The sequence below is a fragment of the Nocardia nova genome (genome assembly GCF_002933465.1).
Lineage (GTDB): Bacteria > Actinomycetota > Actinomycetes > Mycobacteriales > Mycobacteriaceae > Nocardia > Nocardia nova_B.
The window spans coordinates 167,259-190,850 of the sequence record NZ_PSZE01000010.1 but is presented as its reverse complement, the minus strand read 5'-3'; the positions used below and the strand labels follow the sequence as shown (position 1 = coordinate 190,850).

Annotated in this window: 24 protein-coding genes; 12 read left to right on the top strand and 12 right to left on the bottom strand. The window is 69.0% G+C overall.

From position 1 onward, the window contains the following. Positions 1-36: 36 nt before the first annotated feature. The 4 genes from C5E41_RS15145 to C5E41_RS15130 are packed head-to-tail and all read left to right on the top strand — an operon-like array spanning position 37 to position 3,298. Entirely contained in the window at positions 37-681 is a 645-nt protein-coding gene (locus tag C5E41_RS15145; protein ID WP_104376465.1) for an alpha/beta hydrolase, read from the top strand. Positions 682-696: 15 nt separating this feature from the next. Beyond that, the gene (locus tag C5E41_RS15140) at positions 697-1,131 is read left to right on the top strand and encodes a hypothetical protein (RefSeq protein ID WP_104376464.1); all 435 of its coding nucleotides are present in this window, start codon (positions 697-699) and stop codon (positions 1,129-1,131) included. Further along, complete coding sequence (locus C5E41_RS15135; protein WP_104376463.1) at positions 1,124-2,503, top strand: WXG100 family type VII secretion target; 1,380 nt, start codon at positions 1,124-1,126, stop codon at positions 2,501-2,503. The genes C5E41_RS15140 and C5E41_RS15135 overlap by 8 nt, the downstream gene beginning before the upstream one ends. Positions 2,504-2,542: 39 nt before the next feature. Beyond that, positions 2,543-3,298: an ESX secretion-associated protein EspG gene (locus C5E41_RS15130; protein WP_104376462.1), complete on the top strand. Its 756-nt coding sequence runs from the start codon at positions 2,543-2,545 to the stop codon at positions 3,296-3,298. A gap of 115 nt (positions 3,299-3,413) precedes the next feature. Here the strand turns inward: C5E41_RS15130 and C5E41_RS15125 are convergent, their stop codons facing one another. Both C5E41_RS15125 and C5E41_RS15120 read right to left on the bottom strand, forming a co-directional pair. Beyond that, the gene (locus C5E41_RS15125; RefSeq protein WP_104376461.1) at positions 3,414-4,058 is read right to left on the bottom strand and encodes a phosphoribosyltransferase; all 645 of its coding nucleotides are present in this window, start codon (positions 4,056-4,058) and stop codon (positions 3,414-3,416) included. A 13-nt stretch (positions 4,059-4,071) separates the two neighbouring features. After that, positions 4,072-4,863: a carbon-nitrogen hydrolase family protein gene (locus C5E41_RS15120; protein ID WP_258080996.1), complete on the bottom strand. Its 792-nt coding sequence runs from the start codon at positions 4,861-4,863 to the stop codon at positions 4,072-4,074. A gap of 379 nt (positions 4,864-5,242) precedes the next feature. Here C5E41_RS15120 and C5E41_RS15115 point away from each other — a divergent pair, with 379 nt between their 5' ends. Further along, entirely contained in the window at positions 5,243-7,093 is a 1,851-nt protein-coding gene (locus tag C5E41_RS15115) for a DEAD/DEAH box helicase (protein WP_104376460.1), read from the top strand. Here C5E41_RS15115 and C5E41_RS15110 read toward each other — a convergent pair. Beyond that, positions 7,090-7,740: a class I SAM-dependent methyltransferase gene (locus C5E41_RS15110; RefSeq protein WP_104376459.1), complete on the bottom strand. Its 651-nt coding sequence runs from the start codon at positions 7,738-7,740 to the stop codon at positions 7,090-7,092. The two genes, C5E41_RS15115 and C5E41_RS15110, sit on opposite strands and share 4 nt — an antisense overlap. Before the next feature lie 373 nt (positions 7,741-8,113). Between C5E41_RS15110 and C5E41_RS15105 the strand changes: the two genes are divergently transcribed. Both C5E41_RS15105 and C5E41_RS15100 read left to right on the top strand, forming a co-directional pair. After that, positions 8,114-9,286: an acyl-CoA dehydrogenase family protein gene (locus tag C5E41_RS15105; RefSeq protein ID WP_104376500.1), complete on the top strand. Its 1,173-nt coding sequence runs from the start codon at positions 8,114-8,116 to the stop codon at positions 9,284-9,286. A 9-nt stretch (positions 9,287-9,295) separates the two neighbouring features. Continuing rightward, complete coding sequence (locus C5E41_RS15100; protein ID WP_104376458.1) at positions 9,296-10,429, top strand: acyl-CoA dehydrogenase family protein; 1,134 nt, start codon at positions 9,296-9,298, stop codon at positions 10,427-10,429. Positions 10,430-10,504: 75 nt separating this feature from the next. Here the strand turns inward: C5E41_RS15100 and C5E41_RS15095 are convergent, their stop codons facing one another. Further along, complete coding sequence (locus C5E41_RS15095) at positions 10,505-11,059, bottom strand: hypothetical protein (RefSeq protein ID WP_104376457.1); 555 nt, start codon at positions 11,057-11,059, stop codon at positions 10,505-10,507. 284 nt (positions 11,060-11,343) lie between these two features. Between C5E41_RS15095 and C5E41_RS15090 the strand changes: the two genes are divergently transcribed. Continuing rightward, positions 11,344-11,595: a hypothetical protein gene (locus tag C5E41_RS15090; RefSeq protein WP_146097564.1), complete on the top strand. Its 252-nt coding sequence runs from the start codon at positions 11,344-11,346 to the stop codon at positions 11,593-11,595. A 578-nt stretch (positions 11,596-12,173) separates the two neighbouring features. On the opposite strand, the gene C5E41_RS15085 is transcribed toward C5E41_RS15090, so the two are convergent. Then, entirely contained in the window at positions 12,174-12,608 is a 435-nt protein-coding gene (locus tag C5E41_RS15085; protein WP_104376455.1) for an SgcJ/EcaC family oxidoreductase, read from the bottom strand. 66 nt (positions 12,609-12,674) lie between these two features. Further along, positions 12,675-12,962, bottom strand: a complete 288-nt coding sequence (locus tag C5E41_RS15080) for an aromatic-ring hydroxylase C-terminal domain-containing protein (RefSeq protein ID WP_439956407.1) — start codon at positions 12,960-12,962, stop codon at positions 12,675-12,677. Positions 12,963-13,027: 65 nt separating this feature from the next. Between C5E41_RS15080 and C5E41_RS15075 the strand changes: the two genes are divergently transcribed. Then, complete coding sequence (locus tag C5E41_RS15075; RefSeq protein WP_146097562.1) at positions 13,028-13,246, top strand: hypothetical protein; 219 nt, start codon at positions 13,028-13,030, stop codon at positions 13,244-13,246. A 12-nt stretch (positions 13,247-13,258) separates the two neighbouring features. On the opposite strand, the gene C5E41_RS15070 is transcribed toward C5E41_RS15075, so the two are convergent. The 4 genes from C5E41_RS15070 to C5E41_RS15055 form a co-directional block, all read right to left on the bottom strand. Further along, the gene (locus C5E41_RS15070) at positions 13,259-14,203 is read right to left on the bottom strand and encodes a hydroxymethylglutaryl-CoA lyase (RefSeq protein WP_104376452.1); all 945 of its coding nucleotides are present in this window, start codon (positions 14,201-14,203) and stop codon (positions 13,259-13,261) included. Continuing rightward, positions 14,203-15,411, bottom strand: a complete 1,209-nt coding sequence (locus C5E41_RS15065) for a CaiB/BaiF CoA transferase family protein (protein WP_104376451.1) — start codon at positions 15,409-15,411, stop codon at positions 14,203-14,205. The genes C5E41_RS15070 and C5E41_RS15065 overlap by 1 nt, the downstream gene beginning before the upstream one ends. A 33-nt stretch (positions 15,412-15,444) precedes the next feature. Further along, on the bottom strand, positions 15,445-16,374 hold the full coding sequence (locus C5E41_RS15060) for a TauD/TfdA dioxygenase family protein (protein WP_104376450.1): 930 nt from the start codon (positions 16,372-16,374) through the stop codon (positions 15,445-15,447). A gap of 107 nt (positions 16,375-16,481) precedes the next feature. Further along, complete coding sequence (locus C5E41_RS15055; RefSeq protein ID WP_104376449.1) at positions 16,482-17,252, bottom strand: deoxyribonuclease IV; 771 nt, start codon at positions 17,250-17,252, stop codon at positions 16,482-16,484. Positions 17,253-17,403: 151 nt separating this feature from the next. Here C5E41_RS15055 and C5E41_RS15050 point away from each other — a divergent pair, with 151 nt between their 5' ends. After that, complete coding sequence (locus C5E41_RS15050; protein WP_104376448.1) at positions 17,404-18,639, top strand: serine/threonine-protein kinase; 1,236 nt, start codon at positions 17,404-17,406, stop codon at positions 18,637-18,639. On the opposite strand, the gene C5E41_RS15045 is transcribed toward C5E41_RS15050, so the two are convergent. Continuing rightward, on the bottom strand, positions 18,575-19,333 hold the full coding sequence (locus C5E41_RS15045) for a phosphatase PAP2 family protein (protein WP_181063253.1): 759 nt from the start codon (positions 19,331-19,333) through the stop codon (positions 18,575-18,577). The two genes, C5E41_RS15050 and C5E41_RS15045, sit on opposite strands and share 65 nt — an antisense overlap. A gap of 127 nt (positions 19,334-19,460) precedes the next feature. Between C5E41_RS15045 and C5E41_RS15040 the strand changes: the two genes are divergently transcribed. Together C5E41_RS15040 and C5E41_RS15035 are read left to right on the top strand one after the other, a co-directional pair. After that, a complete protein-coding gene (locus C5E41_RS15040) occupies positions 19,461-20,225 on the top strand; it encodes an ABC transporter ATP-binding protein (protein WP_104376446.1) in 765 nt (254 codons plus the stop codon). A 155-nt stretch (positions 20,226-20,380) separates the two neighbouring features. Further along, a complete protein-coding gene (locus C5E41_RS15035) occupies positions 20,381-22,900 on the top strand; it encodes an ABC transporter permease (RefSeq protein ID WP_104376445.1) in 2,520 nt (839 codons plus the stop codon). Positions 22,901-22,955: 55 nt separating this feature from the next. Here C5E41_RS15035 and C5E41_RS15030 read toward each other — a convergent pair whose 3' ends face one another. Next, positions 22,956-23,558, bottom strand: coding sequence for a hypothetical protein (locus C5E41_RS15030; protein WP_258080983.1), 603 nt, complete (start codon positions 23,556-23,558; stop codon positions 22,956-22,958). Positions 23,559-23,592: the final 34 nt, after the last annotated feature.

Sequence of the window (23,592 nt, the reverse complement as noted above, 5' to 3'; positions counted from 1 at the left end):
CCCGCTCACCGACGACCGGCCCGCGACAATGGGGGGATGCCGTACTTCCAGGGTGCCCGCGGTCGACTCCACTACCGGCGATGGCCGGTGGAGCTGCCGGTGGCGCTAATGGCGTTCCTGCCCGGAAGCGGCCAGCACAGCGGGCATTACCACCGGCTCGGCCGTGCCCTGGGTGCGCGCGAGATCGAAGTCTGGTGTCTGGACACGGCCGGCCAGGGGCTGAGCGAAGGTGACCCGGAGGCGCCGGGAACGCTGCCCGAACTTGCGGCCGACGCCGCCGCGCTGGTCCGGGCGATGCGCGCCGAGCGGCCCGATCCGCCGCTGTTCCTGGCGGGCCACTCCCTGGGCGCGGCGACCTGTCTCGCGTCGATGTCGCTGCCGGAGATGTCCGGGTGCGCGGGCATGGTGCTGACCGGAACCCCGAAGCGGGCCGTCGAATCGCCCGCCGCCCTGCCGCCCGGACTACCGATCCTGGCCCTGCACGGTGTCGACGACCGCCGCGCACCGATCGACTCCGCGCGCGAGTGGTCGGGCCGGCACCGGTCGGTGGGGTTGCACGAGTACACCGATGCCGGGCACGATTTGCTGCACGAGCCGGTGCACGCGGCAGTCACCGCCGATATCGCGGAGTGGATTCGCGAGGTCGCGGACCGTCGTCAGGGCGCCGCGGAAGTGGGTTGAGAAAGGGGGACCGCGATGCAGTCACAAGAGGCCGGGGATCTGCGCAACGATGTCGGTGCGCTGGCCCAGGCGGTCGACGACGGACAGCTGTGGATCGACGGCGTACTCGTCGGCGACGGCACCCACGAACGCTGCGCGCGCCGCTACGAGTCACTGGCCGACCAGGTCGAGCAGCAGATCCGCACACTCGGTGCGGCCGCCTCGCTGCCCGGATTCGGCGGCTTCGAGTCGGGGCAGTCGCTGCGCCGCGGTTTCGAGGGCAAAGCCGCCGAAGCGGTCGATCGGTTACGCGAATATGCCGACGCCGCACGGCAATTGGCGCAGACTCTGCGTGCTGCCGCGGCCGCCTATGCCCAGCACGACGCCGATGCCGCCGCGGCGATCGGGAAAACCGCACCACCCCTGGTAGTGGTACAGCCGTCGCAGCCGGTGGGGGTCGGACATGCATAGGGTCAGCGGCAACGGAACACCGCCGGCGCAGGGGCATACCGATCCGGATTACGCTCCGACGGTCGAGGTGTTCGACAACCTCACCCATCGCGATATCCAGCGTGGGGTGCAGGAGCTGAATCCCGAGATCCTCACCGCCGGCCGCCAGGCCTGGCAGAGTTCGGCGGCCGGAATGGCCGATGCCGTCCAGTCCGCGCATACCGAAATCCGCGCCGCCATCGCCGACGGCTGGCGCGGTGGTGCCGCGCAGCTGGCCGCCGACGCGGTGACCGCGTTCGAGAGGCTGGGCCAGCAGCTGTCCGATGTGATGGCGGTTGTCGGACAACGACTCGCGCAGGCCAACGACGCAGCCGAGACATTGCGCGCCTCGGTATCGCAACAGGTGAGCGCCCATCCGGATCTGGAAGCGGCACTGCTGGATCCGAAACAGGCGGCCGCCAACGCCGCCGTGCAGAAGAGCGCCGAGAACGTGCGGCAAGATGCCGTGCGGGTGATGGACTCGGTCTATGCCGGTGTCTTCCTGCGCACCGGCGACAGCGTGCCGGCGTTTCCCGACGGCGGCATGTATCCGAATCCCGCTGTCGTGCCACCGGGTGACGACGCGACCGCACCGGGTGGAGGCAGTGCGGATCTGGTCGGCCGGGCGACCGGCTCTCGGGTGGCGCCGACCGGGGACGGACCGCAGGGGCCGGAAGCGGCTCCGGCGGATCGGCCGAGCGACTCCGACGGCGACCGGCCCGACAGCGACCGGCCCAGCGGTGACCAGCCGGCCACCGATCGGCCCGCGGCCGTGGCACCCGCCGCGGTCGCACCCACGCGCGTAGAGCCCGCGACCCCGATCGCCGCTCCGGTGAACAGCACCCCTCCCGCCGCCGCGACCCCCGATCCGCCGGTAGTAGCGACCACGAATCGGGTTGTCGCGCAGTCGAAACCGCCCGTCACCGCACAACCCGCACCCGCGGCCGGTGCACCGCCCGCTCCCGGCGTGGTCCCGGCGGCCGCCGCCGTGCGGCCCGCCGGCGCGGCCACCGGCCCGGCGTCGACGGCGCAGAACTCCGATTCGAACAAGCGTGACGACCACGACCAGGACCGCAACTCCGGCGCCGACTCGATGTCCGGCATGGGCGCGGGCATCGTGGGCGGCCTGGCCGGGGGCGCGTTCGCCGCGGGCGATGCCGTGCGACAGGGCCCGTCGACCCCGGTGGTGGCGAGGCCGGTCCGCCACGGCGACGAGGACGAGGACGAGGACTACTACCCCGAATTCGACGACGAGCCGACTTTCCTCGAACCGGCCGAGCCGGGCGGCGAACTGGTCGGGCAGCTCGATCCGACCACCCCACCCGTGCTGGGCGAATGGTCCGAGGATGACTGACCGCGGGGTGACGGCGGGTGCCGAGGCGGGCCGGCGGCGGTGAAATGGACGCTGACGCCCGATCAGTTCGCGATGGCGTGGCAACGGATCGACGGTGACCGGATCCCGTATCCGCTCGCGGTGCGATTGTCCGCCCGTGACAGTGCCGAACGGGCCGCGCAGCTCCCGGAATTGACCGGGTGGTGCGACCGCACCGTGGACCCCGATCTGGAGGCGGCGCTGCGACTGCTCGCCCGGCCCACCGTGTGCGTCGAGGTTTTCGGCGAACACGGCGCGGGGGAGGCCCGGCCCGTCCGGGTGCTGGGCGCGGCCGCCGGCCACATCACCGTCGTCGCGGCCCAGCGCCACGGCAGCGCGCCCGATCGCGGCGGTGACGTGCGGCTGTTCGTCGGGAATTCCGGCACCCTCGCGGCCCGGGTGGTCTCGCTGCTGCCGGAGTGCCCGCCCGGGGCTGAACCGCGCCGCACCGCACCGCTGGACCGGGTGCGCGAGGACAGTCGCGATCTGGTGACGGTGCCGGTCGCCGGTCCCTCCACCACGGCTCGGATGCGGCGGTTGCTCAAACAGCCCCGCGACGGCATCGGTCAGATCGTGGTCTCCGCGCGTCGCGCCGACGACAGCATGCGCCCGCTCGGCGTGCTGTGCTGGATCGACGTCACCGGCGACGGCCGCTACGCGGTCCGCACCCGCGCGGAGGTCGATATCGTCGGCGTCACCGCGGAAACCTTTGCCGCGCAATTGCGCCCGATGGTCGCGGCCGCGGAACGAGTGGTCGCCGACGACAACGAATGGTGAGAACGCATGCCCTGCTGCGAATTCGAAGGTAAACGTCCCCAGCTCGCGCAGCGGCATCGAAAAGGAGTGCGCGAGATCGACTCGGAGACCGACTGATTCGCGCCCGCGCGGTTCCTCAGCGGCCGGGCTGGTGCGCCGCGCGCAACAGGTCCAGCATTTCTTCGTCGTCGAGTTGATGGAAATCGCGATAGGCCCCGCCGACTCCGCCCAGGGAGCGCGGAATCAGCGGGCACACCGTCTCCCGGGCCAGGCCGCGCAGCCGCTCCATCGCCTCGATCGAGGACACCGGGACCGCCACCGTGATCCAGCGGGGCCGGTGCGACTGCGCCACGCGGCAGGCCGCGGCGACCGTCGCGCCCGTGGCCATCCCGTCGTCGACGATCACCACCGCGCGATCGTGAATCGGCACCCGCGGCACCTGCGCGCGCACCATCCGCTGCCGGCGCGACAACTCCGCGCACTCGGCCGCTTCCACGGCGGCGATCTGCTCGGGTCGCACGCCGGTCTGCCGCACCACGTCGTCGTTGAGGACCCGGACCCCGTCCTCGCCGATCGCGCCCATCGCCAGTTCGGGTTGCCACGGCACGCCGAGTTTCCGGACGAGCAGCACATCGAGATCCCCGCCGATGACCTCGCGCACCGCGGCCGCGACCGGCACCCCGCCGCGCGGCAGTCCCAGCACCAGGGGATGCCACGCCCGCAGGTGCGACAGCGATTCACCCAGCGTGCGACCGGCCGACCGACGATCCGGATAGATCATGGTGCCGTCCAGTCTATGGCTCGACGGTGAATCGGCGCAGGCTCAGGCTGGGGTTGGTGGTGCGGATCTGCCGCAGGTGATCGAGGTCGACGCGGCTCGTGGCGATACCGGGGGCATCACCGAGTTCGGCCAGCAGATTGCCCGAGGGGTCGACGATCATCGACGCGCCCGCACCGCGCGGGGCGCAGTGGTCGGCGGCGGCCACATAGACCGTGTTCTCGATGGCGCGAGCGCGCAGCAGCGTGGTCCACTGATCGAGCTTGCCCGGCCCCGGAATCCATTGCGCGGGAAGGAGCAACACCTGCGCCCCTGCGGCGGCCACCCGGCGGCAGCCCTCCGGAAAGCGCAGGTCGAAGCAGGTCTGCAGACCGAAGGTGACGCCGTCGACGGTGAAGGTGGCGGGATCCTCGATCGGGCCCGGGGCGACCACCTCTGATTCGCGGAATCCGAACGCGTCGTAGAGATGCACCTTGCGGTAGATCGCCGCGAACTCGGCATCGGGGCCGGCCGCGATCAGCGTGTTGTAGATCCGGTCGGTGATCTGCCCGCCCGGCGCCTCGACAACGCCGGCGACCACGTGCACCCCGAACTCGGCGGCGAGCCCGCGCAATTCGCTCGCCCACGGGCCCGTGATCGGTTCGGCCGCCGCCACCACCCGCTCGTCCAGCCGCTTCACCGCGAACATCGAATATTCGGGGGCGACAACAACTTTCGCGCCGTGCTCGGCGGCGGCTCGAATATGGTCGCGCAGCGCGGCGAGATTGGCGGCCTTGTCGGTATGCGGCCCGAACTGCACGACCGCGATGTCGACCGCGCGCGCCGGAGCCGGGGCGGGCGCCGGTCCGGCGGTGGTCCGGGGTTCGAGTCCACCGGACACCGCGGGCGCGGGCCGCCCCGCCTCCGCGGTCGTCGAGTAGGTGATCACGATCGGGACGGGGCTGCCGATCGGGTCGGCGGTGTGCGCGCGGGCGGTTCCGGGTGCGTCGGCGGTGTCGGATTCGTCACTCATGCGTGCGCCGGCGCCGCCGGAAGAAATCGGCTCGGCGGGCGCAGATGCGGTGGGCCGCAGGGGTTCGGCGGATTCCGGAACGTCGCGCAAGGGCGGCTGCTGCGGTTGCATAGGTCTCACCGTATTGGCCCGATGGTCCGGGCGGCCACCGCAAGGCATTAAACTGCTGGTCAATATGAACAACTCATCGGTCGACAGCGTGCCCGGCGGCGGGGGCGACAGGCCCGAAGGCGCAGACGAGCGCAACCACGAAGGGCCCGCGGACGCCGCCACCGGGTACCGCGGCGACAGCGGCGACGCGACCGAGCCGTCGTTCGCCGATCTCGGCATCGACGATCGGCTGCTCGCGGCGATCGCCGATGTCGGCTACGAATCCCCGTCGCCGATCCAGGCGGCCACCATTCCGCCGCTGCTCGCCGGCGCCGATGTCGTCGGCCTGGCCCAGACCGGTACCGGTAAGACGGCGGCCTTCGCCATCCCGATTCTGATGGGCCTGGAGAAGCGGCCGAAGCCGCCGCAGGCGCTGGTGCTCGCACCGACCCGCGAACTGGCGATCCAGGTGGCCGAGGCGTTCGGTCGTTACTCGGCGCATCTGCCGGGGATCCACGTGCTGCCGATCTACGGTGGTCAGAACTACGCGGTCCAGTTGCAGGGTCTGCGCCGCGGCGCGCAGGTCGTCGTCGGCACGCCGGGCCGGGTCATCGACCACCTCGAGCGCGGCACCCTCGACCTCACCCAGCTGCGGTATCTCGTGCTCGACGAGGCCGACGAGATGCTGAAGATGGGATTCCAGGAGGACGTCGAACGTATTCTGCGCGACACTCCCGCGGACAAGCAGGTCGCGCTGTTCTCGGCCACCATGCCGTCGGTGATCCGCAAGATCTCCAAGCAGTACCTCGCGGATCCGGTCGAGATCACGGTCAAGTCCAAGACCTCGACCAACACCAACATCACCCAGCGCTGGGTGCAGGTCTCGCATCAGCGCAAACTCGACGCGCTGACCCGGATTCTCGAGGTCGAGCCGTTCGAGGCGATGATCATCTTCGTGCGCACCAAGCAGGCCACCGAGGAGTTGGCCGAGAAACTGCGCTCACGCGGCTACTCGGCCGCCGCGATCAACGGCGATATCGCGCAGAATCAGCGCGAACGCACGATCGGCCAGCTGAAGTCCGGCACCCTCGACATCCTGGTGGCCACCGATGTGGCCGCGCGCGGACTCGATGTCGACCGCATCTCGCATGTGCTCAACTACGACATCCCGCACGACACCGAGTCCTACGTGCACCGCATCGGACGCACCGGCCGGGCCGGGCGCACCGGTGAGGCGCTGCTGTTCGTCGCGCCGCGCGAACGCCGCCTGCTGGATGCGATCGAGCGTGCCACCCGCCAGCCGCTGACCGAAATGCAGCTGCCCAGCGTCGACGACGTGAACGCGCAGCGTGTGGTCAAATTCCACGACGCGATCACGGAGAATCTGGCGTCGTCGAATCTCGCGCTGTTCCGCAAACTCATCGAGGACTACGAGGCCGAGCACAACATCCCGCTCGCCGATATCGCCGCCGCCCTGGCGGTGGGCGGTCATGACGGAGACAACTTCTTCATGGAGGCCGAGCCCGAGCCGATTCGCCCGCCGCGCCGCGAGCGCGCCCCGCGCGAGGACCGCGAGCGTCGCCCGGAAGGTGGTCCGCAGCACCATCGCGCCACCGGCGCGGAGATGGCCACCTACCGCATCGCGGTCGGTAAACGGCACCGGGTGGTCCCCGGCGCGATCGTCGGCGCAATCGCCAACGAGGGCGGTCTGCGTCGCAGCGACTTCGGTCACATCAGCATCCGCCCGGACCACAGCCTGGTCGAGCTCCCCGCCGATCTGTCCTCGGAAACGCTGGATGCGTTGCGCCGCACCAGGATCAGCGGCGTCCTGATCCAGTTGCAGCTGGACCAGGGCCCGCCGTCGCATCGCTCCTTGAGCCGCGGTCCGCGCCGCGAGGGTCCGCGCAAGTACGACCGTCGCAAGCCGCGCAGTTAGTTACGGGCCTCGGCGGCGCGCCAGAGACGCCAGACATTGTCGACCCGGGTGCCGGATCGGCCGTCGGGGGAGGTCAGTGCGCGTTCGACCGGCTCGCAGGTGCGAACGGTCCAGTCGTCGCCGAGGCGCAGGGCGTGCAGGACGCCGTCGAGGGTGGGGAAGACAGCGTCGAACGGATATTCGTCGGGTGTCATCCAGGTCGGCCAGCCGGCGTGCATGACGATCAGCAGGGTGCCGCCGGGCGCCACCGCGCCGGCCGCGCGCCGGAGCACACCGTCCTGGTCCAGGATCACCGGTGACTGCAGGAACTGGGCGTTGATCAGGTCGTAGCTGCCGTCCGGGAAGGTGCGCCCGAGTTCGTGTCGCTGCCACGAGATTCGATCGCCCAGGCCGGCCTGTTCGGCATGCGCCGCGGCCCGCTCCAGCGCGGTCTGTGCGATGTCCACGCCGGTCACCTGCCAGCCCTGCCCGGCCAGCCACACCGCGTCGGCGCCTTCGCCGCAGCCCAGATCCAGTGCCCGGCCGGGCCGCAGATCCGCGGTCTCGCGCACCAGCAAGGGATTCGGCTTACCGCTCCAGACCCGGTCGCTGTCGCGATACCGCTGCTCCCAGAACACCGCGGCCTCGGTGGGTGATGTGGCGGACATGAGACTCCTCGTCGCTCGGGGCGCCCCTGTCGGCGCCTGCTCCCAGGATCACCAGTGGCCGGAGCGGCGGCAAGAAAACTTGCCGAAACGGCAAACCAACTCGTCGTCGCGGCATCGACCGCCGGACGCTTTTCCCGTTGTGGGAATTCGGCAGAATGCATGCGAATTCTTACTAACTTATTCCAAACGTGGCGAATTGCGCAGCGTACGGCCATTTCGCCGCAACCTAAAGGTTCCTTCGTACCGGCGGTGGAACCGGACCTCCCGGGATCGCGCCGTCGTGCGCGATTCGTCGTTTATGATCCCGTCGATGACCGGTTCGATTCGAGGCGTAGATTCGATTCGGACCTACGAAATACGGTGGGAGATGCCCATGAAACTTGCCCTGTCACCCGACGAGGTGGCCTTCCGGGACGAACTACGCGCGTTCTTTCGAACCGAGATACCGGCCGAGATCCGGGACAAGGTCGAGAACGGCCGGGAACTCTCCCGCGAGGACATCGTCACCGCCCACAAACTCCTGCACGCCAAGGGCATCGCGGTGCCGAAGTGGCCAGCGGAGTGGGGCGGCCAGGACTGGACCTCGATGCAGTGTCACATCTGGGAAGACGAGATGCAGCTGGCCTGCGTGCCCGAGCCGCTGACCTTCAATGCGAACATGATCGGCCCGGTCATCGCGCAATTCGGCTCCGAAGAACTCAAGCAGCGCTTCCTGCCGCCGACCGCTGCTCTCGATATCTGGTGGTGCCAGGGCTTCTCCGAGCCCGACGCCGGATCCGATCTCGCCTCGCTGCGCACCACCGCAGTGCGTGACGGTGATTCCTACATCGTCAACGGCCAGAAGATCTGGACCACGCTGGCTCAGTACGCCGACTGGATCTTCTGCCTGGTGCGCACCGATCCGAACGCGCGGAAGAAGCAGGCCGGCATTTCGATGCTGCTCTTCGATATGAAATCGCCCGGTGTCACCGTGCGGCCGATCAAATTGATCGACGGCCGGCATGAGGTCAACGAGGTCTTCTTCGAAAACGTACGGGTACCCGCCGATCAACTGGTCGGCGAGGAGAATGCGGGCTGGACGTACGCGAAATTCCTGCTCGGCAACGAGCGCACGGGCATTGCCGGCGTGGGCCGCACCAAGGTCGTGATCGCCACCGCGAAAAAGCGTGCGGCACAGATCGCGACGGGTTCCGGCACCCTGCTCGAGGATCCGGTTTTCGCCACCCGCGTCGCCGAGTTGGAGAACGAACTACTGGCGCTCGAACTGACGCTGTTGCGGGTGGTGGCCAATTCCGCCGAGGGCAAACCGAATCCGGTGTCGTCGGTGCTGAAGTTGCGCGGTACCGAATTGCAGCAGGCGGCCACCGAGCTGATGCTCGATGTAGCGGGCCCGGACGCGGTGCCGGTCGGCGCCGATGACATCGCCGCTCCGGAGTGGGCGCAGCGCACCGGCCCCACCTATCTGAACTACCGCAAGACCAGCATCTACGGAGGCTCGAACGAGGTGCAGCGCACCATCATCGCCTCCACCATCCTCGGATTGTGAGGCGCTGCCATGGATTTCGAATTGACCGACGAACAGGTCATGCTGGGTGAGACGGTGCGTGATCTGCTGGCCCGCGCCTACGACCCGGAGAGCCGGCTGAAGGTGCTCGACACCGAACTCGGCTGGAGCCGCGACGTGTGGTCGCAGCTGGCCGAATTGGGTGTCCTCGGACTGTCTTTCAGTGAGGAGGACGGCGGAGTCGGCGCGGGCCCCGTGGAGACGATGGTCGTCATGGAGGAGGTCGGCCGCCGCCTCGCCCCGGAACCGCTGCTGGACGCGGTTCTGCTGCCCGGTGGTCTGATCGCGTCCCTCGGCACCGCCGAGCAGCGGCAGCGGATTCTGCCCGAGGTGGCCGGCGGTTCCCGGCTGCTGGCCTTCGCGCACGAGGAGGCCGGTTCGCGCTGGCCGGATCTCACGGTGGCGACCACGGCCACCGCCGACGGCGACGGCTACCGGCTCTCCGGTGTGAAAAGCCGGGTGCCGCACGGTGATTGCACCGACGAACTGGTCGTCACCGCGCTCGGATCCGACGGTGTGCTGCGGGTGTTCCTGGTGGCCGCCGATGCCGAGGGTGTGACCCGCACCGCCTACCGCACATTCGACGAACGCCGGGGTGCGCAGATCGAATTCGCCTCGGCCCCGGCCGAACTGCTCGGCGCGGCCGAGGCCGGCGACGCCACCGAGACCGTCGCCACCGCCATCGCGGCCGCCCAGGCGAGCCTGTGCGCGGAGTCGATCGGTGCGATGGGCGAGGCACTGCGTCTGACCACCGAATATCTGAAGACGCGCAAGCAGTTCGGGGTCACGCTCTCGAAGTTCCAGACCCTGACCCAGCGCGCCGCCGATATGTACGTCGCGATGGAACTGGCTCGCAGCATGAGTTTCTACGCGACCGCCTCGCTGGCCGAGGGCACGGTCGATCCGATCGCGGTGTCGCGGGCCCGCCTCCAAGTCGGCCGCGGCGCCCGCCATATCGGACAGGAAGCGGTGCAGATGCACGGCGGAATCGGTATCACCACCGAATATCCGGTCAGCCACTACGTCGCCCGGCTCACCGCCGTGGACCAGACCTTCGGTGGCCGCCGCGAACATCTGAGTGTGCTGAGCAGCCGGGTCGGTGACTACGGCCTGGCCGAACTCTGATCCGTACGCCGGTTCACCGGTGAGGGTGGCGGTCGTCGCGAATCCGCGCGGCCGCCACCCTTTTCGCCGTACGGATCAGTTGCCGGCGTCCTCCGTGGACGGCGTGGCGGAGGCATCGGCCGTCGGTTCGGATTCCTCGACCGTGCGCGGTGTGTGATGCGGCCGCGTGGTCGTCGTGGTGTCGGAATCGGCGGCGGGTTCGCTGACGGACGGTTCCGTGGTCGGGGCGGGAGTCTGCATCGTCGTGGTCGTGGCGGTGGTGGTCGGCGCGGGCGGTGCGAACGCCGTGGAGCTCGGCTCGGCCTCGGTCGTGGTGCTGGTCGACGTGGCGGAGGTGGTGCGCCGGGCCGGGGTATTCGCCGCGACGCGCCAGGAGGGGGAGGGCGGAATGATCACCGCGGGGGCGGTGGTGGTGCCGCTGCGCGTGATCGGGGTGGTGGCCACCTGCAGATCCGCGGCGAGCGGCGGCGGGGCGACATAGACGTCCTTGTGGCCGATTCCGCAGGCTCCGACCAACACCAAACCCAGCGATACCGCACCGGCGGCCATCGCGGGACCCGCGACCTTCATGTTCAGGCGGCCCGGGGTCTCCTCATCGGCGCGATCCCCCGTGCTCGCCCTGTCGTCCATGGATGTGGTGCTCCCTCAAACTGTTTCCGAGTGGACTCACAGTAACCGAGAGCCGCACCCGGGGCCAGGCGTGCCGGTCGGTCCGCAAAATACCGGACGGTAACGTGAAATGCCAACACTTCACATAACGAAGTAGTTACGTTCAGCGTGTCGCGGGCACGTGTCGCGTGGAGTTTCGGTGTCGGGCACGTACCGTGTGAGCGAAGTTACATGTGCGACGCGTGTTATTTACCGGGTGAAACGGACGTTTCGACAGTCTCGGTGGGCGTCATCGAGGAGTAGTGATGGGAGCTTATTCGACATCCCCCACGCGCGCGGTGTCGCAGAGTGATTCGGCTGCCGCCGAATCCGGGCGCAGCGCCTGGTCGATCACATCCCGCATCGCGGCCTGGTTGATCTTCCTCGGCGGATTGGTCGGCGCGGTGCTCGGCATCGCGGGCCTTCGTGTCGAAATCACTGTTGCCGGACTGATTCTGGCCTGCACGGCCGGTCTGGTCCTGCTGAAACTTCGCGCCGACGGGCAACAATCGGCCTGAGGTTCTCGCCGCCGCGGAAAATCGGTGGGCCAGGTGATCCGACGGGCCTACCGTTGGTGGCATGAGGATCGAGCTGACCACGGACCCGATCGAACTCCATGCCCGCGCCGGCGACCTCCTGGCGCGAGACCCTCTGCGGCACACGGTCATTGCCACGATGGTCCGCAACCGTGCGGCCGGGGCGATGACGTTCGATCCGGTATTCGCCCTGGTCTGCGACGGGGACGCGGTGGCGGGCGTCGCCATGAATACCCCCGGGTACGGGGCGTACCTGGGTGACATTCCCGCTCCGGCACTGGAGAAGTTGGCCGCGGCGCTGTTCGGAAGTGACCCGGCCATCGTCGCGATCGAGGGCGATCCGCACTCCACGTCGGAATTCGCCGTGCACTGGCAACGACTGTCCGGCAACGCCTTTCGCCGGCAGTGGACGACCCGGCTCTATCGCCTCGGGGAGTTGTGCATCCCCGCCGTGCCCGGGCTCGCCCGCCGCGCCGGCGAAGCCGATATCGATCTGTGCGTTCGCCTGGCCGAACGCATGCGCCGCGAGGTTCGTCTTCGACACTTCCGGATGACGGCGGCTACGCCGGGCGCCGCAGTGCGGACTTCTCCGGCTGGAACGGGGTGTTCTGGGCGGCCGCGAGCCACCACCGCCCGTCCCGTTCCACCAGCACGTACATCGCCGTCTCGGAGAACCCGTCGGGATCGACTGCCTGCCTGCGGATCTGGGCCACCACCACACCCGGCGCCGGCGTGGTCGTGGCGACCACCTCGAATGTCGAGGGCGGCGCCACCTGCCCGGCCATCAGGCGGTGGTGAATCGGATTGAGCTGGTCGTAACCGACGACGGTGGCGCCGAACGGGCTGCCCCACAGCACATCCGCGGCGAAGGAGTGGTCGTAGAGATCGGCGTCGCCGGTCTCGCCCGCGCGTTGCAATTCTGCGGCGAGGTCGGTGGCTACCCGCTGAGCAGTCGCTCGTGCCGTGGGGTCGTCGAGAGTCGGGCGCCGCGTCATGGCTGTCTCCTGTGTGTGTCGGAACCTTCGTCACCACCGAACGTAGAAGCTCAACACGGCTCGAGGTCAAACCTGGCGCGCCGACCTCGAGTTCTGCAGGCGCCCGGCCGGGTCGCGCTCGCCGCCGCGGCACGCGAAAATCCGGGCCCACACGTGTTCGAAGGCGGCGGTCGCATCGTCCGGCGCGGTCGGCTCCCGCCACGCGATCACCTGATTCGGGCGCACCAGTAGCGCGCCCGACGGCGTCGCTCCCACCGTCGCGCACCACCGCCGGTTCATGCGGACGAGATCGACCGGCCGCGAACCCAGCTGCGGCGAAGGCGCGTCTCGGCCTGTCCGCCGACGATCTCCCACTGCTGACCGGTGCGGTGGACGGCCGTCTGTTCGGTGCCGCGCTGCAGGTGGCCGAGGAGCGGCGCATGCGAACCCGCGTCGGCCTCGCCACCGACCAGCAGCTCGCCGAGGCCCCGAAGCCGCTGGTGGAACCGCTGCTAGCGGACGGTCGCTATCCCGCCTTCACGCGCTGGTTCCATGGCCGCACCGGCGCCGGCTCCGCCGACCCCGTGGCATGGACGCTCAGGTGCCTGCTCGACGGCATCACCGCGCGTATGGGTCTGGGCGATCCGGACTGCCGATAGGGCCCGGCACACCTAATCCTGGCGTGGCACAACCCATTCGAAGGCACGAGCCTCCGAGCGAGCGCCTTCGGCGGTGCGGGAGCGGTTGGGCTCGTCCAGATCGGTGAGCAGACGTTCGGTGAGGCCGACCATGGTCGCCAGCGCGGCGGGGGTGAACCAGTCCGGGCGGGTGGCGAACAGAATGTCCTCGCTGGCGGTGTTGCCGCTCGCACCGGGGGCGAAGGGGCAACCGCCCAGACCGCCCAGGCAACCGTCCACCGCATCGGCGCCCGCGGCCAGTGCCGCCAGCGAGTTGGCGACGCCCATACCCCAGGTGTCGTGGCCGTGAAAGAGGATGCGGCGCTGCGGAGTTCCCGATCGCACCGCGGCGATCAGGGAATGCACCTGCGCCGGATACGCCTGGCCGAGCGTATCGGCGATCACGATATCGGCGGCGCCGTCGGTGCGGGGATCGGCGGCGATCGCCAGGACCCGCTCGGGATCCACCGGCCCGTCGAACGGGCAGGTGAAAGATGTTGCCAGACAGAGCTGAATGGACCCGCCGACCTCCTCGGTCAGCCGGATCGCCTCGGGCATCGCGGCCACGCTGTCCTCGGCAGTGCGGCCGATATTGGCCTTGTTGTGCGCATCCGACACCGACAGGCAGTACTGGAACTTCCGCACCCCGGCCTCGGCGGCGCGCGCGACCTGCCGCGGCGTGGCCACCCACACCCAACACCGTTGCAGCTCTTCGGGAGTCAGCGCGGCCACCACCTCCATGGTGTTGGCCATCGGCGGCACCAGATCCGGGCGCGCCATCGAGCCGATCTCGAGTTCCGGCACGCCCAGGGCGAGCAGGGTGCGCGCGATCTCCACCTTGTGCTCGGTCGGCAATACCTTGCCGGTCAGCTGAAGTCCGTCCCGCAGCGTCACATCCCGCAAGCCGCCCGCAGTGGTGGTAGAGAAAGTGTCACTCATCACGCCTCCAAAGCCTCGATATCGGCGTCCGACATTCCCAGCAGTTCCGAGAGGACCTCTCGGGTGTGTTCGCCGAGGTCGGGGCCCACCGCACGGATCGGCAGCGAACGTTCGCCGATCACCGGGACGATGCCGGTGAAGGCGACCTGTTTCGGTTCGGCGGCGCCGACGTCGACCGGGAAATGCTGAATCATGTTGCGCGCCCGGTACTGTTCGTCGGCGACGATATCGGCCGCGGTGTAGATCGGGCCGCACGGGATGGCCGCCTGCTCGAGGATCGCGAGCGCCTCGTCCCTGGTGTGGCGCACAGTCCATTCGCCGATCGCGGCGTCGAGGCGGTCACGGTGGCGCCACCGGCCGGCGTTGTCCTGCAGTTCCGGATCCTCGGCGAGATCGGGGCGCTCGATCACCTGCATATAGCGGCGGAAGATCGCGTCGCCGTTACCCCCGATGATGATGCTGGTGCCGTCGGCGCAGGGGTAGGCGTTACTCGGCGCGATCCCTTCCATCCGGCCGCCGACGCGCTGCCGGTTGATGCCGTAGGCCTCGTAGTCCGGAACCAGCGACTCCATCACGGAGAGAATCGACTCGTTCAGCGCGACGTCGATGATGCGCTGCGGCAACGGGATTCGCTCCTCGGCGCCCTTGCGCTGGAACAGTGCCAGCACCGTGCCGAAGGCGGCGTAGATCCCCGCGATGGAATCCCCGATCGAGACGCCCACCCGCACCGGCGGCCGGTCCGGATCGCCGACCAGTTCGCGCAGCCCGCCGATCGCCTCGGCGACCGCGGCGAAACCCGGCCGCTGCGAGAGCGGGCCGGTCTGCCCGTAGGCGGAGATGCGGGTGATGACCAGGTCGGGATTGGCCTCGTCGAGCACCTCCGGCCCCAGCCCCCACTTCTCCAGCATCCCGGGCCGGAAATTCTCCAGCAGCACGTCGCAGTGCCGGATCAGATCCAGCACGATCGCCCGTCCCGCGTCGGTGCGCAGATCGAGGGTGATCGACTTCTTGTTGCGGTTCACCGTGCGATACAACATCGAGGTGTCGCCGCCGTAGAGCCGCCAATTGCGCAGCTCGTCACCGGTTTTCGGGCGCTCGACCTTGATCACCTCGGCGCCGAAGTCGCCGAGAATGCGCCCCGCGGTCGGCGCCGCGATGTAGTTGCCCAGTTCCAGCACCCGAACGCCGGCCAGCGGTCGAATCTCCATGTACCGATTCAACCATCGGCCGGCGTCGGCGGATCAGGCCACCTCGGCCAGATCCTCGATGATCGAGTAATGGTCGGCGTTACCGGCGATACTGAGGCTGGTCCGGCCGTCCACGCCCACCGGGATGTCTCCGGCCAGCGTGATGCGGGTCAGCTTGCGGTGCTCGGCGCCGTCGTAGTCGTCGATCGCGTAGTGCTGAGTGGCACGGTTGTCCCAGATTGCCACGTCGCCGAGCGACCAGTTCCACCGGGTGGTGTGCTCGAGCCTGGTCACGCGATCCTGCAGCAGGCGGAACAGGGCGTGTGACTCGTTGGTGGACAAGCCCACGAACTGTTTGACGAAGTGTCCGAGCAGCAGCGCGCGCTCACCGGTCTCGGGGTGCACTCGCACCACCGGATGCTCGGTCTCGTAGTAGGTCGACTGGAATTCCTCGCGGTAGGCCTGCGCGTTGGGGTCCGGCTGCTCCTCGTGGCTCGCCGCGTAGTCGTATTTGTTGGTGTGCACGGCGCGCAATTCCTCGGCCAGCCGCTTCAGCGGTTCCGGCAGCGAGGCGTAGGCGGCCACGGTCGAGGCCCACGTCGTCGAGCCGCCGTAGCTGGGCAGGCTCACCGCGCGCAGAATCGAGGCCTTCGGGATCCGGTCGACGAAGGTGACGTCGCTGTGCCAGCTGTTGGCTCGGCCGTGGTGGGAATCGATCGCCAGGCTCTTCACCCCCTTGGAGGTGACCGTCGGATGTGGCGTGGTCGGACTGCCGAGCAGCTGAGCGAATTCGTGCTGACCGTCCTCGGTGAGATGGTGCTGGTCCCGGAAGAAGATCACCTTGTGCTCGTTGAGGGCCGCGCGGATGGCCACGACCGTCTCCGCAGTCAGATCCCCGCCCAGCCGGACGCCGTCGATCCGGGCGCCGATGTGGGTTCCGAGTTTCACCACGGACACGGACTCTGCTGCGTGATCGCTTGACATGGAGGGCCTTTCGCTCGGAACGTGCTGCGTACCGAGCACACCATCGAGGCCCCCGCGCGACGAGGTTTACGGTCAGCGCGATCACAAAGACGGTGCCGGCGCTCGGCTCATCCGACGTGTTCGCGCAGGTAGGCGAGGTCCTCGGCGACTCCCTCGGCCGGTGTCTCCAGCACCACGGGTGCGTCGGCGGTCCGGCACACCTCGGCGAGCAACTGCGGATCGATGGTGCCGTCGGCGAAGTTGGCGTGCCGGTCGGCGCCGGAGTTGAAGTCGTCGCGCGAGGAGTTCAGATGCACCAGATCGATGCGGCCGGTGATCGCGCGGATCCGGTCGACGATGCCGATCAGCTCCTCGCCACCCGCCCAGGCGTGGCAGGTGTCGAGGCAGAAGCCCGCGCCGAAGTCGCCGACCGCATCCCACAGCCGGGCGATCGAATCGAAATGACGTGCCATGGCGTGATTGCCGCCGGCGGTGTTCTCGATGAGAATCGGCACCGCGAAGCCGCCTTTGTCCTGCTGGCGCTCGAACAGCTTGCGCCAGTTGACGATTCCGGCCTCGATCTCGGCATCCGAACGCACGTGCCCGCCGTGTACGACCAGGCCGAACGCGCCCAGATCGGCGGCGGCCTGCGCCTGCTGCGCGACCGCGTTGCGCGAGGGCATGCGCAATCTGTTGTTCGTACTGGCCACGTTGATCTGATAGGAGGAATGCACCACCACGTCGATGGGGCTGGATTTGATCTCCTCCGTGCGCGGATGCGGCTGCGGTTTGTCCCAGCCCTGCGGATCCACCACGAACATCTGGATGACGTCGGCACCCAATCGCTCGCCGAAGCCGATCGGATCACTGTCTTGACGGACGTGTGCTCCAATACGCATGGCAGAGAGCGTATCGGTAGGCGCCGACAGCCCGCAGCGACAGGTGGGGACGCGGCATTCGCGCGGACCGGCGGCCCCGTCGATCGAGAATGCCGGTTCCGGCGGACTGCTATGGTTTCGGTGATTCCGGCACGGGAAGTGGGAGCGGGGCATGCTGGCCAACGGTGATGTGTTCGCGGGCTACGTCATCGAACGACTGTTGGGCCGCGGCGGTATGGGGCAGGTTTATCTGGCCAAACACCCGCGGTTGCCGCGGATGACCGCGCTGAAGTTGCTCAACCGGGAGATGGTCGCCGATCCGGAGATCCGCGCCCGCTTCGAGCGCGAGGCCGATCTGGTCGCGCAACTCGATCATCCCAAGGTCGTCACGGTCTATGATCGCGGCCTCGAGGACGGTCAGCTCTGGATCTCGATGCAGTACATCGACGGTATCGATGCCGCCAGTGTGGATCCGAAGAAGCTGCCGCCCGAGCGGGCCGTGCAGATCATCGCCGAGGTGGCCGAGGCGCTGGACTACGCGCACGGTAACGGGGTCATGCACCGGGATGTGAAGCCGGGCAACATGCTGCTCGCGCGCTCCACCGGCGGCAAGGGCGAGCGGGTGTACCTCACCGACTTCGGCATCGCCCGCCTGCGCGACGACGGCGGTCACCTCACCCAGACCGGAACATTCACCGCGACCCTGGCCTATGCCTCACCCGAACAGCTCACCGGCGCGCCGCTGGACGGCAGTTCGGACCAGTACTCCCTGGCGTGCAGTCTGTTCTGGCTGTTCACCGGCCGGGGACCGTTCAACGCGCCGAATCCGGCGGCGGTGATCCGCGGCCATCTGCAGGGGCCGCCACCCGCGCTGAGCAGTGTGCGACCGGGCCTGCCCGCGAGCCTGGACGCGGTCCTGCTGAAGGCGATGCAGAAGCGTGCGGGCGACCGATTCGGCAGCTGTGCGGAATTCGCCGCCGCCGCCCGCCAGGCATTGTCGCCGGCCAGCGCGCCTCGGATGCCGACGGTCGGCCGCCCCTACACCGGTCCGCCGATGCCGACGACGGGCCGGCCGGGCACCGGGCCGGGACAGCCGGTCGTGCATCGGCCGGCGACCGGTCCGTCGGCGCCGCACGCGGCCCGGCCCCAACCGATGCCGCACCACGGGCCCGTGCCGCAGCAGTATCCCGCCACCGCCGCGCGTCCGGCGAATCAGCCGCAGCCGTACGGAGCCTCCGGCCAGTACAACCAGTACAACCAGCCCTACGGCCAGCGTCCGCCGATGACGCCGATGCGACCGGTGCCGGCGCGGAACACATCGAATACCGGGCTCATCATCGGCATCATCGTCGGCGCGGTGGTGCTGCTGCTGGTGGTTCTGGTTCTGCTGGCCGCGCTCTCGAGCTGACCCGCGCCCGCCACCACAGATAGGGACCGAGGCACAGCGCGAGCCAGACGAGACCGATCGACCAACCGGCCAGCACATCGGTGGTCCAGTGCACGCCGAGATAGATCCTGGTCAGGCCGATCACCACCGCGAACAGCGCCGCGGCCGCGACTGCGGTTACGCGGGCCACCCGGCCGCACGGCGAGAGCACGATCATGGCGGCGAGCACCCCGGTCACCGCGGTACTGCCCAGGGTGTGCCCGGACGGGAACGAGGGACTGGTCTCGGTGACCAGCTGGTCGATCGCGGGCGGCCGGTGCCGCCCGATCGCCGACTTCAGTACCGAGCCGATCACCGCTGTCCCGGCACCCACCGCGGCCGTGGTCAGCAGCCGCGTCCACTGCCGCCGCACGCCGAACCAGGCGCAGGCCACGATGGTCAGGGCCGTCATCGCGGCGACGCCGCCGAAATCGGTGAGGGTCCGAATCGCCGGGTTCAGCCAACCGAGGCGATGGTCGACCACCCAGTCGGTGACGGGTTCGTCGACGCGGGTGAGGCCGCCGCCGTCGGTAGCGTCATGGGTGAGTTGCGCGGCGAGGCCGAGGACCGTGGCCGGCACAAGCAATCGGGCGGCCGAAATCCCGCGCAGAATGCCGTGCTGCGCCAGCGCGATCCCACCCACGAGCATGAGCAGGACCGGAGTGAGCGCAGCCATGCGCACGAGGATATGCGCGTGGACGCTCGGCACTGCGGGATCGTCGGCGGGTCCCGGGAAATGGGCCCCAGGTATTGGGGGGAAATCCCGATGGCGCCCGCACGCCGGTTTGGCCAGACTGGAGACCATGACTGCCGATGCCCTGGGCACCGAACCCGCTGCGGCGACCATGCTCGCGGCCCGCGCCACCGACCTGACGAAACTGTACGGATCCGGAGACACCCAGGTCCGCGCCCTCGACGGGGTCTCGGCCGATTTCGCCCAGCGGGAGTTCACCGCGATCATGGGCCCGTCCGGCTCCGGAAAATCGACGTTGATGCATTGCCTGGCCGGGCTGGACAGCGCCACCTCCGGCACGGTGCACATCGGCGATACCGCGCTGACCGGTCTGTCGGACAAACAGATGACGCGCCTGCGCCGCGATCGCATCGGCTTCGTCTTTCAGGCGTTCAACCTGGTCCCGACGCTGACCGCGCTCGAGAACATCACCCTGCCGCTGGATATCGCGGGTCGCAAACCCGATCAGGAGTGGCTGGACACCGTGATCGGGCGTCTCGGTCTGGGGGACCGCCTCGACCACCGGCCGAGTGAGCTGTCGGGCGGGCAGCAGCAGCGCGTCGCGTGTGCGCGGGCGCTGGTCGGCAGACCCGACATCATCTTCGGCGACGAGCCGACCGGCAACCTCGATTCGCGATCCTCCGGTGAGGTGCTGTCGATTCTGCGGGCGGCGGTCGACGAATTCGGGCAGACGGTCGTGATCGTGACGCACGAACCGCATGCCGCCTCCTATGCCGACCGCGTGATCTTCCTCGCCGACGGGCGCATCGTCGACGAATTGCGGGATCCGACAGCGGAATCGGTGCTGGACCGCATGAAGTCCCTGGAGGCGTGATGAGAGTGATGAGCGACAATCGCGCAGCGGCTCGTCTCGCCGACCGGGTGCGGGTGTCCCGCAGGACACTGGAGGCGTGATGAGCGACAATCGCGCAGCGGCTCGTCTCGCCGACCGGGTGCGGGTGTCCCGCAGGACACAGGAGGCGTAGGGCCATGGCTGGATCGCCGATGCGCAAGGTGGCCTTGCGTAATCTGGCCGCGCACAAGGTGCGGCTGGCGCTGACGTTGCTCTCGGTCGTGCTCGGAACCGCTTTCGTCGCAGGCTCTTTCGTCTTCACCGACACCCTGCAGCGCACCTTCGACGGTATCTTCGCCGACCAGGCGAAGGGCGTCGATGTGCGGGTGGAGCCGAAACACAGCCAGTCGCTGGGTGTTCCGAACGACCTCGTCGCCAAGGTCGCCGCGACCGACGGGGTGCGCGCGGTGGCGCCGGCCGTGCAGGGCCCCATCGTCCTGCTGAAGGACGGGCATGCGGTGCAGACGGGCGGCGCGCCGAGCTGGGGTCGGTCGTATCTGCCGCCCGACAAGGCGATCGCCGACCCGGAGCATTTCGTCGACGGGGTCGCGCCGGCGACGGCGGGGCAGATCGCGATCAATTCCGGTGGCGCGGACCGTGCCGGACTGCACGTCGGCGATAAGGCCAAGGTGCTGATCCCCGCCCGCGGCACCATCGATATGACCGTGAGCGGCATCTACACCGTGTCCTCGGACACCGGCGGATTCATCGGGCTGCTGTTCGACGACGCGCAGGCTCGGGAGCTGTTCACCGACGGTGCGCATGTCGCCTACGTGGATGTGGCCGCCGTGCCCGGGGTTTCCCCGGATACGTTGCGCGACCGGATCGCGAAGGTGGCGCCGGACTACAAGGTCATGGACGGCGATCAGGTGCGTGCGGATCTGAGGGCCCAGGTCGGCAACGCGCTGAAATTCGTCAACTACTTCCTGCTCGCCTTCGGTGCGATCGCGCTGCTGGTCGGCACCTTCATCATCTACAACACGTTCTCGATGATCGTGGCGCAGCGATTGCGGGAGCTGGCGCTGTTGCGGGCGGTCGGGGCCGGGCGGCGCCAGGTCGGCTTGTCGGTGGTGGCGGAGGCCTTCGTCATCGGCCTGATCGGCAGCCTACTCGGACTGGCGGGCGGCATCGGGCTGGCGTTCGGGCTGTCCGCGCTGCTCAACGCCTTCGACCTCGGATTGCCCACCGGCACCATGCAGGTCTTGCCGCGGACCGTGCTGGCGGCGATCGGCATCGGCCTGGTGGTGACGGTGGCCAGCGCGTACGCGCCCGCTCGGCGAGCCGCGAAGATTCCGCCGGTGGAGGCGATGCGCGAGGAGTTCGCCTCGGTCGGTGAATCGCTGCGCGTGCGCACGGCGATCGGTGCGGTACTGGCGGTGATCGGTGTGGTACTGGTGGTGCTCGGGGCGCGCAACACCGGCGGCAACGCCGCGGCCACGGTCGGAGTCGGCGCGGCCGCGTTGATCTTCGCGGTGCTTTTCGCCTCACCGGCGCTGTCGCGGCCGATAGTTGGGGCGCTGGGCCTGCTGGTGCGTCCGTTCGGCGCGATCGGCGCGATGGCGCGCAACAACGCGGAGCGCAATCCGCGCCGCACCGCCGCCACGGCGTTCGCGCTCACCTTGGGGCTGATGCTGGTCTCGGCGATCGGCATGCTCGGCGCCTCGGCGAAGGCCAGTGTCGGCGAACTCGTCGACAAGGGTGTGAACGCCGACTACGTCCTGGCCGGGCCGCAGATAATCGGGGTGCCGCTGGGCGCCGCGGAGGCGGCGCGCTCGGTCCCCGGCGTTTCCGACGTGGTGGCCTTCCGCGGGGTCGCGCTGCGGGTGGGCGACGATCAGGTCACCGGCACCTCGCCGGACGCGCCGATGGGGCAGGTCCTGCGCTACGACATCCGCCACGGCACCGACAACCTCACCGGCGACTCCCTGCTGGTGTCGGAAACCGAGGCGGGCGAACGCAATTGGCATGCGGGCGACCGGGTCGAGGTCACCAGTGTGGACAACAAGAAGTTCTCGGTGACCATTGCCGGAATCTATGCCGACAGCCAGTTGCTCGGCCCCCTGGTGGTGGCGCCGGACCTGTACAACCAGGTGATGCCGGTGGCGTTCCGCACCGACCTGGTCGTGCTGGTCAAGGCCGCGCCGGACGCCGACGTCGCCGCGATGCGGGGCAATCTGGAGAAGGCGACCGCGTCCTATGTGGTGGTGCAGGTGCAAGACCGCGAGGAATTCAAAGGGGCGCAGGGCAAACAGATCAACACCATGCTCGCCATCCTCTACGGGCTGCTCGCATTGGCGGTGGTGATCGCGATCCTGGGCATCGTGAACACGCTCGCCCTCTCGGTCGTCGAGCGGCGGCGCGAGATCGGCATGTTGCGCGCGGTCGGCATGCAGCGACCACAGGTCCGGCGCACGATCTATCTCGAATCCATGCTGATCGCGGTCTTCGGGGCCGTGGTCGGAGTGGTCCTCGGGCTCGGGCTCGGCGTCGGTTTCCTGCGCACACTGTCGGATCTGGGATTGAGCACGATTACCGTGCCGTGGGGCCAGATCGTGGGCATGTTGATCGGCTCGGCCGTCGTCGGCGTGCTGGCGGCGCTGTGGCCGGCTGTGCGCGCCGCGCGCACACCACCGCTGGCGGCGATCGCCGATCTGTGACAGCGAGGGGTACGGCCGCTGAGCGCATGCGTTCAGCGGCCGACCCGAATCGCGCTCAGACGCAGTATTGGCAGACGCCGCCCGCGGGCAGCTGGATGAAGCACTGCGAGCAGACCGCCGGCCGCGGCTCGGAGATCTTTTCCTCCTGTGCCACCACGGTTTTGGTCGCGCTGCGACCGCGGCGGCGTGCGTCCACCTTCGGCGTCAGCGGCGGAACGCCGACCTCGGCGGGCATCTCCGCACCGTAGTGCTGATAGCACTGCCAGCGGGCGTAGGCCGCGTGCAGTTCGAGATCGTCGGGAATCGGCAGGCCGGCGAGTTCGAGCACGTACTTGTAGTCGTCGCCGACGGTGTGGTTCTGGCGTACGCACAGCGCGGTCAGCGGCGGCTCGCCGGCACCGTGGCAGCGCCGCGCGACCTTCCGCAGAATCGCCGCCATCCAGGTGCGCGTCGGCGCCTCGGTATGCACCCCGGACACGTCCTGAATCCGTTCGGCCAACTCGTTCACAGTGATGAAATGCCCGTATCCGGTCGCGGTTTCGGCCAGTTCGGCATGTGCGGCCAATGCCCAGGCCACCGCCGCCTCGCGAAATGACACCGCAGTGCCGTCACCTACCCGCCATGCTCCTGCCGTCGTGGCCACGGAATTCTTCAACACCGGTCCAAGTTATCGCGTCGATTTCCGCGCCGAC

Excerpts from the sequence above, each read along its gene's own strand:
- C5E41_RS15145 (WP_104376465.1), top strand. The coding sequence starts at position 37 with ATGCCGTACTTCCAGGGTGCCCGCGGTCGACTCCACTACCGGCGATGG.
- C5E41_RS15140 (WP_104376464.1), top strand. The coding sequence starts at position 697 with ATGCAGTCACAAGAGGCCGGGGATCTGCGCAACGATGTCGGTGCGCTG.
- C5E41_RS15135 (WP_104376463.1), top strand. The coding sequence starts at position 1,124 with ATGCATAGGGTCAGCGGCAACGGAACACCGCCGGCGCAGGGGCATACC.
- C5E41_RS15125 (WP_104376461.1), bottom strand. The coding sequence starts at position 4,058 with ATGATCTATCCGGATCGTCGGTCGGCCGGTCGCACGCTGGGTGAATCG.
- C5E41_RS15115 (WP_104376460.1), top strand. The coding sequence starts at position 5,243 with ATGAACAACTCATCGGTCGACAGCGTGCCCGGCGGCGGGGGCGACAGG.
- C5E41_RS15110 (WP_104376459.1), bottom strand. The coding sequence starts at position 7,740 with ATGTCCGCCACATCACCCACCGAGGCCGCGGTGTTCTGGGAGCAGCGG.
- C5E41_RS15105 (WP_104376500.1), top strand. The coding sequence starts at position 8,114 with ATGAAACTTGCCCTGTCACCCGACGAGGTGGCCTTCCGGGACGAACTA.
- C5E41_RS15100 (WP_104376458.1), top strand. The coding sequence starts at position 9,296 with ATGGATTTCGAATTGACCGACGAACAGGTCATGCTGGGTGAGACGGTG.
- C5E41_RS15095 (WP_104376457.1), bottom strand. The coding sequence starts at position 11,059 with ATGGACGACAGGGCGAGCACGGGGGATCGCGCCGATGAGGAGACCCCG.
- C5E41_RS15090 (WP_146097564.1), top strand. The coding sequence starts at position 11,344 with ATGGGAGCTTATTCGACATCCCCCACGCGCGCGGTGTCGCAGAGTGAT.
- C5E41_RS15085 (WP_104376455.1), bottom strand. The coding sequence starts at position 12,608 with ATGACGCGGCGCCCGACTCTCGACGACCCCACGGCACGAGCGACTGCT.
- C5E41_RS15075 (WP_146097562.1), top strand. The coding sequence starts at position 13,028 with ATGCGAACCCGCGTCGGCCTCGCCACCGACCAGCAGCTCGCCGAGGCC.
- C5E41_RS15070 (WP_104376452.1), bottom strand. The coding sequence starts at position 14,203 with ATGAGTGACACTTTCTCTACCACCACTGCGGGCGGCTTGCGGGATGTG.
- C5E41_RS15065 (WP_104376451.1), bottom strand. The coding sequence starts at position 15,411 with ATGGAGATTCGACCGCTGGCCGGCGTTCGGGTGCTGGAACTGGGCAAC.
- C5E41_RS15060 (WP_104376450.1), bottom strand. The coding sequence starts at position 16,374 with ATGTCAAGCGATCACGCAGCAGAGTCCGTGTCCGTGGTGAAACTCGGA.
- C5E41_RS15055 (WP_104376449.1), bottom strand. The coding sequence starts at position 17,252 with ATGCGTATTGGAGCACACGTCCGTCAAGACAGTGATCCGATCGGCTTC.
- C5E41_RS15050 (WP_104376448.1), top strand. The coding sequence starts at position 17,404 with ATGCTGGCCAACGGTGATGTGTTCGCGGGCTACGTCATCGAACGACTG.
- C5E41_RS15045 (WP_181063253.1), bottom strand. The coding sequence starts at position 19,333 with ATGGCTGCGCTCACTCCGGTCCTGCTCATGCTCGTGGGTGGGATCGCG.
- C5E41_RS15040 (WP_104376446.1), top strand. The coding sequence starts at position 19,461 with ATGACTGCCGATGCCCTGGGCACCGAACCCGCTGCGGCGACCATGCTC.
- C5E41_RS15035 (WP_104376445.1), top strand. The coding sequence starts at position 20,381 with ATGGCTGGATCGCCGATGCGCAAGGTGGCCTTGCGTAATCTGGCCGCG.